Annotated in this window: 21 protein-coding genes; 3 read left to right on the forward strand and 18 right to left on the reverse strand. The window is 44.5% G+C overall.

Features of this window, described 5'->3' with window-relative positions; translation table 11 throughout:
• Positions 1 to 87 precede the first annotated feature (87 nt).
• Positions 88 to 429: a hypothetical protein gene (locus L3V37_RS17790; protein ID WP_237306694.1), complete on the forward strand. Its 342-nt coding sequence runs from the start codon at positions 88 to 90 to the stop codon at positions 427 to 429.
• Between the two features lie 227 nt (positions 430 to 656).
• Here L3V37_RS17790 and L3V37_RS17795 read toward each other — a convergent pair whose 3' ends face one another.
• The 14 genes from L3V37_RS17795 to L3V37_RS17860 all read right to left on the reverse strand — a co-directional run bounded on the left by L3V37_RS17795 (position 657) and on the right by L3V37_RS17860 (position 6,675).
• Complete coding sequence (locus tag L3V37_RS17795) at positions 657 to 911, reverse strand: hypothetical protein (RefSeq protein ID WP_237306695.1); 255 nt, start codon at positions 909 to 911, stop codon at positions 657 to 659.
• Positions 904 to 1,389, reverse strand: a complete 486-nt coding sequence (locus tag L3V37_RS17800; protein WP_169628922.1) for a hypothetical protein — start codon at positions 1,387 to 1,389, stop codon at positions 904 to 906. The genes L3V37_RS17795 and L3V37_RS17800 overlap by 8 nt, the downstream gene beginning before the upstream one ends.
• 14 nt (positions 1,390 to 1,403) lie before the next feature.
• Entirely contained in the window at positions 1,404 to 2,042 is a 639-nt protein-coding gene (locus tag L3V37_RS17805; RefSeq protein ID WP_025558929.1) for a DNA N-6-adenine-methyltransferase, read from the reverse strand.
• A complete protein-coding gene (locus L3V37_RS17810) occupies positions 2,020 to 2,262 on the reverse strand; it encodes a hypothetical protein (RefSeq protein WP_237306696.1) in 243 nt (80 codons plus the stop codon). Before L3V37_RS17810 ends, L3V37_RS17805 begins: the two co-directional genes overlap by 23 nt.
• Complete coding sequence (locus L3V37_RS17815) at positions 2,255 to 2,551, reverse strand: HU family DNA-binding protein (protein ID WP_237306697.1); 297 nt, start codon at positions 2,549 to 2,551, stop codon at positions 2,255 to 2,257. The genes L3V37_RS17810 and L3V37_RS17815 overlap by 8 nt, the downstream gene beginning before the upstream one ends.
• Complete coding sequence (locus tag L3V37_RS17820; protein WP_052484255.1) at positions 2,551 to 2,874, reverse strand: HU family DNA-binding protein; 324 nt, start codon at positions 2,872 to 2,874, stop codon at positions 2,551 to 2,553. The genes L3V37_RS17815 and L3V37_RS17820 overlap by 1 nt, the downstream gene beginning before the upstream one ends.
• Complete coding sequence (locus L3V37_RS17825) at positions 2,853 to 3,122, reverse strand: hypothetical protein (RefSeq protein WP_017634078.1); 270 nt, start codon at positions 3,120 to 3,122, stop codon at positions 2,853 to 2,855. The genes L3V37_RS17820 and L3V37_RS17825 overlap by 22 nt, the downstream gene beginning before the upstream one ends.
• Before the next feature lie 119 nt (positions 3,123 to 3,241).
• On the reverse strand, positions 3,242 to 3,940 hold the full coding sequence (locus tag L3V37_RS17830) for a hypothetical protein (RefSeq protein WP_017634077.1): 699 nt from the start codon (positions 3,938 to 3,940) through the stop codon (positions 3,242 to 3,244).
• A gap of 26 nt (positions 3,941 to 3,966) precedes the next feature.
• Positions 3,967 to 4,695, reverse strand: coding sequence for a VRR-NUC domain-containing protein (locus L3V37_RS17835; protein ID WP_237306698.1), 729 nt, complete (start codon positions 4,693 to 4,695; stop codon positions 3,967 to 3,969).
• Between the two features lie 2 nt (positions 4,696 to 4,697).
• A complete protein-coding gene (locus L3V37_RS17840) occupies positions 4,698 to 4,946 on the reverse strand; it encodes a hypothetical protein (protein WP_212755496.1) in 249 nt (82 codons plus the stop codon).
• Between the two features lie 221 nt (positions 4,947 to 5,167).
• Positions 5,168 to 5,467, reverse strand: coding sequence for a hypothetical protein (locus tag L3V37_RS17845; protein WP_170890848.1), 300 nt, complete (start codon positions 5,465 to 5,467; stop codon positions 5,168 to 5,170).
• Positions 5,468 to 5,471: 4 nt separating this feature from the next.
• Entirely contained in the window at positions 5,472 to 5,963 is a 492-nt protein-coding gene (locus tag L3V37_RS17850; protein WP_237306699.1) for a single-stranded DNA-binding protein, read from the reverse strand.
• A 3-nt stretch (positions 5,964 to 5,966) separates the two neighbouring features.
• Positions 5,967 to 6,269 carry a helix-turn-helix domain-containing protein gene (locus L3V37_RS17855; protein WP_017634072.1) on the reverse strand — a complete coding sequence of 101 codons (303 nt, stop codon included), beginning with the start codon at positions 6,267 to 6,269 and terminating at the stop codon, positions 5,967 to 5,969.
• Entirely contained in the window at positions 6,244 to 6,675 is a 432-nt protein-coding gene (locus L3V37_RS17860; protein ID WP_237306700.1) for a hypothetical protein, read from the reverse strand. Before L3V37_RS17860 ends, L3V37_RS17855 begins: the two co-directional genes overlap by 26 nt.
• Positions 6,676 to 6,813: 138 nt before the next feature.
• On the opposite strand from L3V37_RS17860, the gene L3V37_RS17865 reads away from it, so the two are divergent.
• The gene (locus L3V37_RS17865) at positions 6,814 to 7,047 is read left to right on the forward strand and encodes a hypothetical protein (RefSeq protein WP_237306701.1); all 234 of its coding nucleotides are present in this window, start codon (positions 6,814 to 6,816) and stop codon (positions 7,045 to 7,047) included.
• A gap of 1,791 nt (positions 7,048 to 8,838) precedes the next feature.
• Here the strand turns inward: L3V37_RS17865 and L3V37_RS17870 are convergent.
• Complete coding sequence (locus L3V37_RS17870) at positions 8,839 to 9,915, reverse strand: replication initiation protein (RefSeq protein WP_054577229.1); 1,077 nt, start codon at positions 9,913 to 9,915, stop codon at positions 8,839 to 8,841.
• A gap of 89 nt (positions 9,916 to 10,004) precedes the next feature.
• On the reverse strand, positions 10,005 to 10,922 hold the full coding sequence (locus L3V37_RS17875; protein WP_237306702.1) for a hypothetical protein: 918 nt from the start codon (positions 10,920 to 10,922) through the stop codon (positions 10,005 to 10,007).
• A 549-nt stretch (positions 10,923 to 11,471) separates the two neighbouring features.
• Here L3V37_RS17875 and L3V37_RS17880 point away from each other — a divergent pair.
• Entirely contained in the window at positions 11,472 to 11,825 is a 354-nt protein-coding gene (locus L3V37_RS17880; RefSeq protein WP_237306703.1) for a hypothetical protein, read from the forward strand.
• Between the two features lie 90 nt (positions 11,826 to 11,915).
• Here L3V37_RS17880 and L3V37_RS17885 read toward each other — a convergent pair whose 3' ends face one another.
• Both L3V37_RS17885 and L3V37_RS17890 read right to left on the reverse strand, forming a co-directional pair.
• Positions 11,916 to 12,869 carry a hypothetical protein gene (locus L3V37_RS17885; protein ID WP_237306704.1) on the reverse strand — a complete coding sequence of 318 codons (954 nt, stop codon included), beginning with the start codon at positions 12,867 to 12,869 and terminating at the stop codon, positions 11,916 to 11,918.
• 13 nt (positions 12,870 to 12,882) lie between these two features.
• Complete coding sequence (locus L3V37_RS17890) at positions 12,883 to 14,556, reverse strand: portal protein (protein WP_237306705.1); 1,674 nt, start codon at positions 14,554 to 14,556, stop codon at positions 12,883 to 12,885.
• Between the last annotated feature and the right edge of the window lie 175 nt (positions 14,557 to 14,731).

Consider the following 14,731-nt stretch of genomic DNA (forward strand, 5'->3'; position numbering starts at 1 on the left):
TAAGTTTATTTGTTGTTATCGATTGGAGCCACACTCCACAACTGATAGTATCATCTTTCATTTCATTCGAAAGATTAAGGAGTTGGCATGGATAATGATCATTATGAACGAGGCAAAAATAACGGATTTGGCGACGAGAAACCTATGTCTGGTTTTCTGATGAGCCAAAGACCCCATAGCTACACCATTGGCTATATGGCTGGTTACGCAATGAATGTCATGAGCATGCAAGGCGGGAGCGCTATAGTTGCCGCTAATGTGTTAGGGGAACTTTCTTGGCAATACAATATCGATATCGAAGAAATAGATGACCACATTCTTGATGAGATTTTTGAGAATGAGGGCGGTTTTACTGACGAATTGCGTAGCGCGTTTGATAAGGGCTTTGGCGAGAAATGTGAAGAGCTCGACGACGACGAAGAAGATTAAGCCCACAACTAAGAACAAAGGGCTGACCCTCTTTCGAAGATCAACCCTTTGCCCTCTTTGGGAGCCTGTAGGTTTTACCCTACAACGCTTGCACAACCTTATTAAACAAGCGCACCGTATAGGAAGTCGTATCCGTCACTGTCCTATGGGAATAATACTAAACTCATTCCGAACACATCGCAACATTTGTTTGCGTTTCATTTTGTTATTTTTCACCCATTAAAAGATCATTTCTGTCGCTTTTGACTGGTAGCTTTCTTGAGCGTTTCGTAATAGCCAATCTTTATCAGAAAGAAGTACCACAGCGCGTTAAGAGGCGTAATTTGCCTAAACTGTAGGTCAGCAAACCAGAATCGCTTTTTCAGATGCTTAATGGCCATGTAGGCTAACCATTGGTGTTTAAATCTAAGCACCGTCACTAGGCGCGCTTTCTTCACCTTAAGCGTGAATACATAGGCTCTTGTCTTTCCTGTCTTACTCATTGCTTGCTTTCCCCTCTAACTGGTATCGAAGCGGAGCAGTAAGCCATCCCCAACGTTTATGTCTCCATATGTCGCTAATCGTGGACTGGTGAACGCCATATTCCTCGGCTAGCGTGTGTTGGCATACCTGTTTAGTGAATAACAGCTCGTAGATGCGTAGAACTTCACTAGGGGATAACTTGGATGCGCAGTTCTTTCCTCGGCGGTCTACGTTGTCCTTTACGGCCTTTTCAGCGGGTACACCAGCCTTAAGGCGTCTTAGCACTCTGCGGTAACTGGTATCGGTAGCGGCGCATAGCTGTCTTGCGGTCATTACCTTGCCTTGGTAGGTCACAAGGTGCTTGGTAGCCTCGGCCAGTAGTTCCTCTCCGGTTCGTAGTCCTTTGTGATACGCGCGATAAAGGGAAGTCATTGGATAGCCAGTTAACTGAGCGAGACGGTACACGCTCATCGATTGACCCTGATATTGAACACTCATAGTAGCTCACTCCCTTAAGCCACTTTAGCGATTTGCTCATAGATACCAGTAAGGTGCGTTCTGCCTACCTTACGGTTAAAGCGCATGGATGGTGTTTGTAGACCTTTCTCGGTAAAGAGCACTAATGCACTGCCGAAGTTCACACCTTGCTTTTTGGTGTGTCCATCTGTCTCATAGAACGGGTAACGACCATCCGGCTTGTAAATCATCGTGGCGTAGCCCTCAACCAAGTCCAGCCACCACGTTGTGAGTTCTTCATGTGGTAACAGCATCATGCCGTCACGACCTTTCCTGGCTTGTTCTAGCGCCTTTTCCAGAAACTCAAACTTAAGGTCAAACGGGGGATTACACCACCAGCCATCTTCCCATTCGCCTTGTAGGCCATCGAACCCAACACAAACAGGGTTTAGGAGCTGAGCTGCCTTGTGTTTTGGCTTAAGGCTTGGGAATCCACTCGGCTGTTCGTTAATCCAGTCAGGAGCCACGTAGAAGCGGTTCACCTTGGCGGTTTGTGGCTCGGCGGCCACATCTAAAACAAACTCTTTTCCGGTATCACGTCGAAAGAGGAATTGAGCATCAAAGAAACAGTCCCAACGAGTCGCCCATTTGTTCTTTGCGCCCTCGACGGTCTTACTTTTGACTAGGTGCGCCATTCTCTGACTTCTCCCCACTCTTGGCCGCGACAGTAATGCGCTCGATGCGTTCTGCGTCCAAATCAATCTTCACTCGCTCTATCTTTGGATAGACCACCAATCCATAAAAGCTGTATGTGCCAATACCGATAACAGCCACCAGCGCTAACACAATGGTTATGGCCAGTAGCCGAACAGAGCCGATAAAGACACGCAGCCCAATTGCCTTGCTATCATTCATGGACGCGTACCATGCCCTTGTAAGCAGAGAACAATACGCTGTGCTCGGTTTTGACACCTAAGCGCTCTTTCGTCGCCGGATTAATGGTTGTGCGTTCACGCTCTATGTGACGGAAACGGCCAAAGCCTCGAATTTGCACCTCACGACCTTTCGCAATCTCAACCAGAATGTGATTGATCATTGCATCCAGACAATCGCCCACCAGCTCTGCATCATCACCAGTAAGCTTTAAGCCAACGCGTTTAGAAATGTTTCTTTCAATGTCAGTTCGGTTTAAGCGTGTGCTCATTAATGTGCTCCCTTGATCTCGTTTACCTTGTTTGCCAGCTCATCGCGGAATACATCCGATGCACTAAAAGTCAGCTTGTCTCGCGCAGCTACAATCGCTGGTGCTCCCGTTTTTGGATTACGGCCAGCTCGCGCTTTCTTAAGGCGAGGTGCGAACGTACCGAAACCACTAAGCAATACAGCATTGCCCTCAATCATGGTTTGAGTTGAGATTTCTTCGATAAAGGCATCAAAAACCAGCTCGCATTCTTCACGTAATGCGCCCGTTTCTTTTTTCATTGCTGAGATCAGTTCGTGCTTACCTACGGCTTTTTGTTTAGACACGCTAAGTCCTCTTGAATATCTTTCAGATAAATTCCGTGCTGTTGGCCTAGAAGATTGATGGCGTAAAGAACCAGTTCTTCTCGACTGCTACAGCCAAGTTCTATTTGGAGTCGCCTAATTTGCTCTCGTTGTGTCGCGCTGGCGCGATAGTATTGACGTTTAATGTCAAACCTAGCCATCTTGGCAAGATGACGATTCCAGCGTTGCTGAGGGGTTAAGGCGTTTTTCTTGGGTTTGCGTCCTGCCATGAGACGATTATAACCATTCCGAACACGCCGTAAATATTCCGAACACGATTTCTGTTTTTAATACAAAAAAATACCGCCCATATAGGCGGCATTTGTGGAAAGATGATCAAGGATTGGCGTTAAGCTCGTTTGAACTCCGAAAAGTGGCTGCGCATGCCATCACGAACTTTGAGAGGCGTTTTGCGCAGCTTGGCGCGTGTCGCTGTGTCGTACAAGTATTGTTCCCATTCCCAATAGGACATATCACGTAGTCGGCCTACTGGCTCACCAACACTATTCATGAATATGTAGGTGTTCTTGGCTTGGCCGTTCGGGATTGAGTTGCCATTACCATCCAATATCTCAAAGACACCTCTCGCACCGACAAACGTCACGGTCAGACCATATTGCGCCGCTGTAGCATCAATCATTGCGCTAGTGAGGTAAACATTCTCGCCAAAGATTTTAGTACGGAGGATTTCACGACGATATTTCTTAATGTCTCGAACCCATTCAAAGATAACGCAGCGAGTATGTGGCGTTCGGATGTTGGTTTTTACTTTGATTAGACCAGCATCGAATAGCATTCTAATGACTCGATAGTTGATCTTCTCTCTTGGTGCAATTGTGTCGCCAGTAGCATCGTAGTCACAAATATGACCACCAGTAAGCCAGCGATACGCTTGAGCGCTACCAAATTCCCCTGCGGGAGCATAGCTTAGCAACAACTTGTCATAGTAAAGGTAATCGCATAGGAAGTTACGGACTACCTTTGTTGCTTCTAACACGTCTAAATCAACTGGCTTTTGGCCAATGCTGTGATATTCACTCGCTAACATGAGATAACTAAGCCCTTTTTATATACTTATGCGGCTAGTCTAGTTTTGTTATCAAATGTTGGCAATTGGAGATAGCTATTAATTTGATAAATGCACTCATCAAATCCCTTGGCCACAACCACGTAATACCCTAATTCTTGGAACATTTTTATCTTTTCCTGTTGCTCCTTGCTTGGACGGCCTTTTTCCGTTTTTACCTCCAAAAAGAAGCCGTGATATACCCCTCTCGGGATAGGAAAGAATATGTCCGGTACACCTTTCTTTTGTCCCTCATAGCTCATCATCGAGGCCGCTTTAGGCGTTCGGTAGCCACCATTAGGAATTGAGAAAACCAGCGGGTAAATGTCCTTGTACTGCGTCTCTAACGTGTAGAACAAACGAACCTGTAACCAGTGTTCGGCCAGCTTCGTGTCGTTAAACTCTTTCGGACGCTTAATCCCTTGTGCAAGGCGCGTTTTGTGTGGTGAATCCAGCTCCACTTTCTTCTGTGTCGCAGCGCGCGCAACGTCATTGTCTTTCTCAAGAATACGAATGAGCCAAGATGGCAGTTCCGACTTATCCACCAGCGCGGTATTAGGGACGTTTATCGATACCGGATTGATGATGTGATTAACAGAACGGTTAATCTCGTTAAGTGCTGCATCGATATTGAAGTCGCCGCCGTGGCCAGCTTTCACGCCTTTGCTTTTCCACTTCTTGCGCTTAGCGACTTGGTTTGCGAGGAAAGAGTGATCGAATCGTGGTGCCTTGGCCATAACTAGATAAGCCCTTGTGTAACTAAAATCTCTTGCTCCTTACGGCGGTTAAAGTAGGCAAATACCTCGTCCTTGGTGAATTGCTTAGCTACCACTTTGCGGCGGCCACCTTGCGAGAAAACACGCTTAGCAATGTCCTCAGATAGCGTCCAACAAAGTGCGGTTTCGATTTCGGATTCGTCATTGATAGCTCGGTAGGCCGTGATCACCTTGGGTAGCTTGGCGAACGCCTTGCGCTCTGACGACTTCATAACCTTGTGCTTGTTGCGTCTCGGACACGTAAACAGGGATGACCACACACCTTGATGTTGGTGCGAGCCTTGCGCTTTCCATAGCGTTCCAAGCACGTCCCAATAGGTTGAGTCATCTTGGATAGCTGGCGCACCAAGGAAGCTCTACAGTAAAAACATCGCTCATCGGGCAATTTCTCTACTACTCAAAAATTGGGATAAGGGAATAGGGTTAAAGTGTTTTATTCTTGGTTAGCAAAGCGCTCTAGGCGTTCTTCTAAGTCATCCAACCAAACCAGTATTTCGCTACCTCTGTGAACGTAGTCGAGATCGCTGTCTTGGATTAGATTGGCCACATGACCCGAACACCCGTTTACCTCTGCCGCTATTGCGCGGTTACTGAAATAGAAAGCATTCGGCGTGTCAGTAAAGTCCGTTTCGCCTGTCGCTTCGCGCATTTCCATAAGCGCTTTAGTGGTCATTCGACGCAGTACAATCAGTAAGTCGTCTTGGTTTGCTAACGCTACGTTTTGTTTGCTCATCGTCTTAAGCCGCCACGTAACTCAACATCTTGTAATGACGAAACTCGTTTTGGAACGGTATGTCATCGTCAAAGTCCATTGGCGGTTCGCTGTACTGCTGTTGATGCTGACCCCAACCGCCTTGTTGCTGCTGGCCACCAGCTCGGTTATTGCCAAGCATTTGCATCACGCCATTAAAGCCTTGAACTACTACCTCTGTGCTGTAACGGTCTTGGCCTTGCTGGTCTTTCCATTTGCGAGTCTGCAATTGACCCTCGATGTAAACTTGTGACCCTTTGCGTAGGAACTCCCCCGCTACTTCGGCCAACTTGCCGAACAACACCACTCGATGCCACTCGGTTTTTTCTCGGTTCTCCCCTGTCGCTTTATCGCGCCAAGTTTCGGATGTAGCGATCGTGATATTCGCTACTGCGCCGCCATTTGGCAGGTATCGGATTTCGGGATCTGACCCCAAGTTACCAACCAGAATGACCTTGTTAATGCCTCTTGAAGCCATTCGTTATTCTCCGGTATCTCTCTTTACCGCTTCGTCTCTGTTAGAAATCGCATCACCAAAGAACAAATAACCCACGTCTGTACTTGTGTAGACCGCTATCAGTTCTAGGTTTTGCACCCTTGGGTTCACTTCGCCATTCTCGATTTTTCGATAAGTGTCTGGTGATAACCCGATTAACCTGCTCATTTCGAGTATGGTTAAATCTGCATGCCGTCTCGCTCGCTTGATTCGCGCTGCACGTTGCTGTCTATACTCAAGCGATTGGATTCGAGCGGCCTGTTTAGTCTTTGCGTCTCGCATTTTCATAGAAGCTCTCCACTTCACTTGCTAGTCGTTCTTCCTCGGTTGTAGTCCCCTTAATCAATGCAACGCGATATTCATATAACCGATTCTTTGACCAATCGAGGCAGAGCTTTTGCCACTTGATAACGGCAACCGGATCGGAAAGGTCGTAACCAGTCCCAAAACAGCTACAGCACTCCCACTTGCTAAATAACGACTTGGTGTAACCTGTGCCATTGCAAGTCGGGCAGCGATCCGGTTTGTCGTCCAATGTCACATCGGCATCTTGTAACTGGTTCGCCAGAGCTTCGCGTTCGTCCGTAGGCTCTATGCCCTCGAATGTATCCAGGATTGATGGTGAGCTTTCGTCTCGCTCTCTTTGCCGGTGTTCCAGTTGAGATCGCTTAATTTCAGAAATCCTCTCACCCATTAATAATTCCGAACAAGTATATTTTTGATGCAGTATAAACCCGATTAAAAAACAATTCAAAAAGCTCTAATACAAAACCGAAACGATGTATTTTTATCTCAGAAAATAGGCAATCTGAATCATATAAGGAATCAGAAAATGTCAGAGAACAACAGTAAAAAAGTTCACAACCAAATCCGAGCAGACGTTAAGGAGTACATGACCAACACCTTGAACGGCGTCTTAGACTTCGCTTTGGCCAATGCAATTAAGAGCGGTCAGAACAACCTAAATGACTTGTGTAAAAAGTGGAGAATCCTAGTATATAAGCTACTGATCAAGTTAAATGCTTCTCTTTTCAAAGTGGATGATGATAAAACCCACTACGCATAAACGGATACGTTTAGCTATCGGGATAAGAGTAATGGAAAGCTTCGGGGAAACTAGAAGCTTTTTTTATCCAATATCTAATCCGAATACTAAAAAATTTAATGTATATATAAAGTTACAAATCATAGATAAATAATCTCCCATTCGGAATAACAGAAAACACAAAATAGCAACAAAAATAAACAATACCAACCAAACAAAACAATAATACTGTCGCGTTATAAATATAGATGAAGGATTGAAAAAGCATCAATCGCGAAAGCTAGTTTGAATTGGTTCATCAAGAAACCTCGTCCGTTAGGTTCCGTAATCATTAAATAACGGTATAGTAAAAAACAGATGCCTTACGTGACCATGACTCCAGATCGTTTAGCATCTTATCGACGTCAAATAGTTGAGTTTAATACTGCCAACACTTAGGCTAATTAGAAATTAGTGGGCAAAAACTAACCAAAATGATAGGAAGCTTAACCACTTAAGTTGTACGGGGAAGCATTTTTGTTTTTAACAGGATAAGATGAGTTAACAGCAATATATTGAATGCGCTAACCCATCTGCTGGAAGCGGCAACTTTCTTTTGAGGTTAGCATCAAGCAGAAAGGGAAAATGAACATGAATTATTGGATAAAAATCTTGCTCATATCCCGATTCATGTAGAGAAATGAATATTTTTCAAAGCGTTTCTTTATGAAAGGGGAATTATCTGATCACAATGGGACATAAGGACTTGGGAGTTTTCATACGCCTTAACCTGAAAGAGATAACCAACTCGTTTGGGCGTTTGCAAAATTAGCAAAAAGTCTGGAATACTAGGCACTGCAAGACTTGGAACAAAACGTTCCCTAATAACCTTGATTGTGTGAAGAATATAAAAAAAGGCTGGATTCGAAGAACCCAACCTTTAATTAATTAGGAGGTAATTATGTAATCACCAACCAAGCTCGAAGCAGCTAGAAAGCTTCACTTCGTGTATGCGGGTAAACGATGGCGGCCACCATCAAAAACCCTTGTGCGTTGTCTTTCACCATGAGCCTTATCAGGGGAACAAATGGTAAATTTAATTGAACTGATTATAGCGATAATCAATCTCGTCGCCGTTATAGTGCAAGCACTATTCGGTTAACCAACGCTGCTGCTCTAGAAGTACATTGTTGCTTCTAGAGCACACTTACAACTATCCAATAATTAATATTTCCTGTCAATTCGTGTTTTTGTCAAGAACTCACACAAATGCGGTCGCTATTCGTTGTAGCATGCCGTTGTCTATAGCTAGGATCATTAACTCATCTAAACAACAAAAACTTGTTGTGTATGTGGGAAACTGTGTAAATCTTTGATTTTCCAGTTATCCACATACGCTATAAAGATCTATATTTAACTATATCAATCTATGGAAACTATAGAACTATAAGATCTATAGGAACTGTAACGTATTGATTTTAATGCGATTTAACTCGATTAAAGATCTTTTTTTAGGTCTTTAAGTAACAAGATCTAGGTTTAATTGATCATTTATTAGGTGTTTGTGATCTTCTTATAGGCTTTAGTGCTACATAATCTAGGTGAAAGTGATCATATATCAGGTGATTGGATAACAGGTTTTAGGTGTTTCTGTTCTTAAATGACATATTTTAGGTGTGTGAGATGGTTGTATAGGAGTCTTGTCCGGTTTTTTCTACTTTCGAGTCAATGATCACGTCGAATTCCCTCCCATATACCTAAAATGTGTCACATAGCTCATTTCAACCTAGAAAATGTCATCTATCGAGCCCATGACCTAAAACTTGTTAGCTATCAGTAATCGTGTGTATCGGTTAGTTCTGAAAGGGTATCTATCTTTTCCATTAACGACTCTAATTCATGCATTCCATCATCATGCTTTTGTTGCTCTTTTTCTGAGTGTCGCTTTGACAAGCTAGCTTCAACTTTAAGAGCGTGGTCTTCTTTACCCACATAGCGGTACGCGATGGCAAGTGATTCTAGTTCAGACTCGGTGAGTCTGACTTGGTTTTGAAGCCTTTTCAATTCAAGTTGTCGAATTGTCTTAAGAGCATCGTGTTGATTTAGTTCATCAATTGAACCTAGTTTAACCCACCGGAAGAGAAACTTGATTCCAGTAATGGTTCTACCTTTCTTTACAACCTCAAAACCCTTATCACCTTGGCTGCTTTCTAAAAATAGAAGCTCTTTGCTAATCTGAGGGTGTTCAGAAAGTTCTTTAATGCTTTCCCTGATACAACGTTTCATAAATACGCTGTTGTTTTTGAAGGAACTTTTATCTTTTTTCAGCTTCCCTGATTCGTCCAAAAGCCCAAATATTCCTTTCAGTTCACTAAGCTTTTGCGCATGCATTTCAAAGCCCTTGTCTTTGAAGCGACTAAGCAGTTCGTACAAGCGCTTAGAATACTCCTTCTTTACCTCAAAGAAATTGCGAGTATTAATCAGAGCAAATCCTTGATTATATTCAATATACTCAGGTTTTAGCATATCGTTAGGAACCATCGTAAGTATGCCGTGTTTATAAGCGATATGTTTAAAAAGAGGTCTATAGTCGAATTCAATATCACCTTTCGGGGTTTCCACCTTTATCCCGATTTTTCGACTAGCTAGGCGGTTCGCTACTGGACTTAAGTTGCTACCGATATGTTTAGACTCAACACCTAGCCACTCTGATAATTGATGTGAAGTAAACTCATAGTGTGGTGTTTTCTGCTCCCAATCACTTGGTTTCATATGTGCAATCATCAACGCAAACATATCTGCTTCCCTAGCGGATAGATCTTGACGACTAAAGACCAGTTGGTGGCCTTTTTTGATATGTTTCGGGAGGTTATCGCTTACCGCAGGGTAGAAATATTCTTCATCACTCATGCAAATGCACATCCATAAATAACAAGATTTAGGTAATTATGACACATTTTAGGTCACGCATGTATAGAAATACTCACATCAAGCAGTGATTACAGATACCTGACTTGTACTCGCCCGACTGCGTCACGATAGTATTCAACTAAGCCTTGAGACTCTTTCTCGGAAATGGTGTTCATGTACTCTGCTAACATGGTGGCTGTATCACGAACCTTGTTCACGCTAGCTTTCATGGCGCTTGCAGCCTTGTTGTGCCAGCTAGCAATCACAAACTTAAGGTATGACACGAACTTAGGCGCTAAAGGCTGTTGGTGCTTGTTGTACAGCTTGATAACACGACGAGCTCCATTAGCTGATAGGCGGCCTTGCTTAGCTGCTAGTTGAAGTTGTTTTACTTCGTCAGCGTCACGTTTGAAGATCTTCAAAAACCAAGAATCAGACGGGATACCGTTATTAATTTTATTTTTACTCTCTGTAGAGAGATCTTTTGTATTTATAGTGCCATTTTTGTTTTTGTCTGATTGCTCGCAAGCCTTGTCAGCACTGGCCTCAAGAGGTTTTTCCACAGAAGCCCCCCCTGAGTGCCGTTTTTGTCTATTAAAACGCTTTTGTGCAGCTTGTAGCGCGTATTTGTATGCGCCAGCGAACATTTCTTGGATGGCGTCTACGCATAGAGTGATGTGACGTAGATTCTGACCTGTTGCATTGTTTGGCTTCTGTTCTCGGACAATTAAGTTCAAGTCTTCTGCTGTTTTCAGTTGTTTTTTGAGAGTGTCAAAAGTGGTTGGACGACAACCATAGCGATCGCAGTTCTCGTTGTAGACCTGTACCAATCGAGTAGTTGATGCAAAGCAGGTATGGCCATGCTTAAGAATATGGCTTGAGATAGTTTCTAGTAGGCAAGCAAGTTTACGTTGTGCCGACGGTTTATTGGCTTTGATATTGGAGGCTTGGGTTCTGAATCCTGACTTCCAGTAGCAAGGATGCAGTAAAAGCGGTGTGTTTTGCATAAAATTTGCTCAAAAAAAAGGCGTAAAAATTTGCCACCGATCTCTTTGAACGTTATACTTACACCTGCTTTAGTGTGGTGTAATTTGTGTTAACGTTCGCTGAGATTGATGCTCAATCTAAACTGTTAAACTAATTACTAACCATTTGAGGCATTAGTCGCCAACTAAATGTCTCGCCTGATTAGGCTTCGGTCTAATTCATTACGGCATAATGACTTTCCTTAAGTTCGTTTGTCGTGACGCTTTAAGTTAGCCGCTTAAAGCTCGATTTCAGTAAGAAAGCCCGCTCGCCAAAGCGGGCTTTTTTATTTTCTGTTGCCCGAAATCGAATCACTTTCTCTCTATCACGGTATCGCCATGATCTAATTACAGAAAAACTCCCCTATTATTGATCGTAAATGGTTGATCAAACAAGTCTCTGTATCAAAGCGATTCCGAACAAGGTGCGTTACCATCTGGCGCTAGAGTTTACCAAAAATTTTATCTATTTAAACTCCTTTTGGACGTGTTAATATTCCGAACGCATCGAATTTTGTGGATAACTCTGTGATGAAATTTACTCCCCCACCAAGTGCTGAACAGCAATTAGAAACTCAAGTTAACCAATTAAAACAACAATTTAAGCGCCGACAGTTCCCGAAAAAGAACGCCCCAGCGCTACCGTTGGATTTGTTAGTAACAATCTCAGGTTGCACCTTTGGTTTGCATAGCAAAAAAGACGGTAGACTCGTTCTAAAGGCCGATAAGGCGATTAACTTTGATAAGGGTGTCAATGTGTTGCGCTCAGTGTCGTATATTGCTGGCGCGCGAGATAGCGTATCTATCGCTGGTTGGGACTGGCGACCAACGCACTTCAAGAAAGATAAACTCTACTTGCGTCCTGTCGCGCCTAGTGATTTATAAAATTCCGAATTGGCCACCAGCGTTTTCGATTTAATTGAGTGTTTTTGTACTTAATTACTAATCGCTGGTGGTGCTTTTTAATTGATCAACTTATTGGAATTTTCGTGATGAAGATCCGAAGTTGACGAATTGCTGTTTAATTTGAGGCGCAACACTCACTTTTTGCTCTACTGGAACGTAGCTATTTGTCGGTAAAGTTGCCATTTTTCGGGAACCTAGCGACTCAAACATAGCTCGCACCACTTGATGATCTTCCTTGGTGGCCATGTTGGCGATCGCTTTGCGCTGCGCATCGGTTACATAAATAGGTAAAGAGTCCACAACATCAAGCAGCATCGAGGTTGCCTTAGCGTTTTGCTCTACCTTTTCACGCAACTCTGCATTCAAGCTTTCTAGGTACATAAGCTGGTTAGTAAGATCACCAACAAGCTCAATATTGGTCTGTTGAGTCATGTTTGCGTAGATATTACGTGCTGATTCCTCATCAAAACCTTGTTCCTGTAGCGATTCGAGGATCATTTGCTCTCTGTTCGCGCTTTCCATCATCATGGCCGGATGGTTTAGGCTGATATAGTTCGGCTGCAACACGTAGTCCATACCGTGATATGAAGTCGTGATCGATGCCTCGCGTGTATCTTGGCCACCAGTCGCCCAACTCCAACCACCAGCACGGCTATTGTGCAAACCTAAAGCGATACGGCCTGTATCGGTATCTAAAAACTCTTGAGTGTGTTCAACAATACCGTCATCTGAACAGGTGATAGAGACTGTGCGGTTAGATGGCACGTTTTCTACCACAACCGGACGACCATTAATCATGATCACCTCAGTTTCACCGATTGAGAGCTTATTAGCGCGTTGGCGGGATTGATGGCCATAGTAACCATACGCTTCGCCTAGTCGTAGTAGCTCTTGAGTTCGTGGGCTGTTGATCATCGCTTGCACGGCTTTGATGATGTAATTGCGCTTGTTGGCGCTAAGCTTGCGACCGTCATTGAATAGGCTGAAACGGTCGGATACTTGTTTAAGTGCTTTTGCTGTCACTTGCTTTTCTCCATTAATGGCTTTGGATTTCGGTTAGTAGGTCGAGAACTACGTCTCTAACGAATCGTTCCGCTTCGCTTTGGTCAGTCATGCCAATGGATTCCATCATTTTGTCGTTCTTGGCCACTTGAGCCGCGAGCTCGGAAATGACTTCATTGGCCAGCTCGGAATCGAGGCCAACAACGGACGTGTAAAGATGGTTTTTGAGTTTCGGAGACTTGCCGATTGGGGATTGCTCGATAAGGTCAAGCACGGTGGCCAGCATGGTTGCGTAGTTCGCTTGAGATTCCATTGCATCGGCTTTCTCTTGCTCAATAGCGGTATTGAGAGAGTTAAAGCGGATCTCGAATGGCATATCGTTATCGTTCCACACCTTGCCGTCTCGGTAGATGGTGTGAATATCGATAGCGCGCTTAACGAACGCCACCACGGCTGCGCGGATTTGGTTGGCGCGTAGTGCAGATTGAATCGATGTGCGGAAGAAGCCGCCCTCGCCTAGTCCACCAGAAAGAAGATCACCAAACCCAAGCATGGATGGGTCTACGCCAAGCGTTCCGGCTAAGCGTTTAAGGTGAAACATAATGTCTTCGATGTGGGAGATATTCGGGTCAGTGGTAAAGGTATCGATCTGCAAGCCACCTTTAGCGCCGCCCATAAATGGCAATAGCGTGTTGATAACGGTTGGAATGAAACCTAGCTTGCGGGAACGGTCTACCACCTCTTGACGGTCTTGCTTCATCTGGTCAGCGACCATGTTGATGTAATCCGCAGCTCCGGCCGCATCTAAGCCGTCAGTGTTTACCGCTACCATGCGATCGATAAGTGAAGCATTCACACGACTTGCGCCGAGCGCTGCAATGGACTGGCGAAGCATCGACCAAGCCTCAAAACAGGTCAGAAGAATGGATGTGCCGTAGTTCTGCGTCTCGATTGGCATGCGTGAATACGCATCGTCATAAAGTGAGTAGCGCTGGCCAGTGTAGTTAACTGGCGGTATATCCATATCTGGTCGCCAGATTGGCATTTTTAGTGGGATAAGCGCCCAAGGCTCGGCAAGGCGTACCTGTTCGCCGTTCGCTCGGGTTTGTAGATATTCCGCAGTAAATCCCGCTAGCTCGCCCGAACGTTCGTACTCACGAATTTGGTTTGGCAACGTGTAGTAGTTGGCCTCAAAGTGAGTAATACCCACGCCCTCTTTCGTGTATGGGCGAACATAGTTAACCCCATAAACCAGCGTTGAATACGTCCAGTTCATTAGGTTTTCGTTGATTGGAGTTAGCAGCTCTCGGTTAAGACGACCTACGTACTCGGCGTACTTCTCATCGGTTGGATGAAGATACACAGCCATGCCATTGTCGTTTGATACCGAAAGAGCGTGACCAAGGTGCAGATTGAGCGCGGCATCAATCGTGCTGTCCTCGGCCATTTCCTTGAGTATCGGATATAGCATGAAGCGATCTTTCGGCAGCTTGTGCAGAAAAAAGCGGTCTGAGCTTTTTCGACCGTCATTGGTCAGAGCGCCGTTGCTTTCATCTAATTGGTGTTCGCGATCGTGGAATGGCGATCCCGTGTATCCAGCGCCAGATTCAAAACTTATCCCACTCTCTTTATCGTCATTCTCGTTAAAGAAAGGGAACGCTTGTTTTAAAGCTGCCGCTAGCCCAATTGATGCCTTGTTTTGCGACATGTGCGACCTCGGTGATTTGAGGCGCTTTTTACAGGGATGGGGATGATCTTGGATGATAGCGCATCGCGTCAATGTGACCAATACGCTAATAAATCATTGATTTTCTATGCGTTGATTTTTTTTAGTCAAAGTTCAATTGCTTGCCTTTGAATCTTGGTTACTCACCAAAAACACT

It is taken from the genome of Vibrio sp. D54, from assembly GCF_021728075.1.
In the GTDB taxonomy this organism is placed as follows: domain Bacteria; phylum Pseudomonadota; class Gammaproteobacteria; order Enterobacterales; family Vibrionaceae; genus Vibrio; species Vibrio alginolyticus.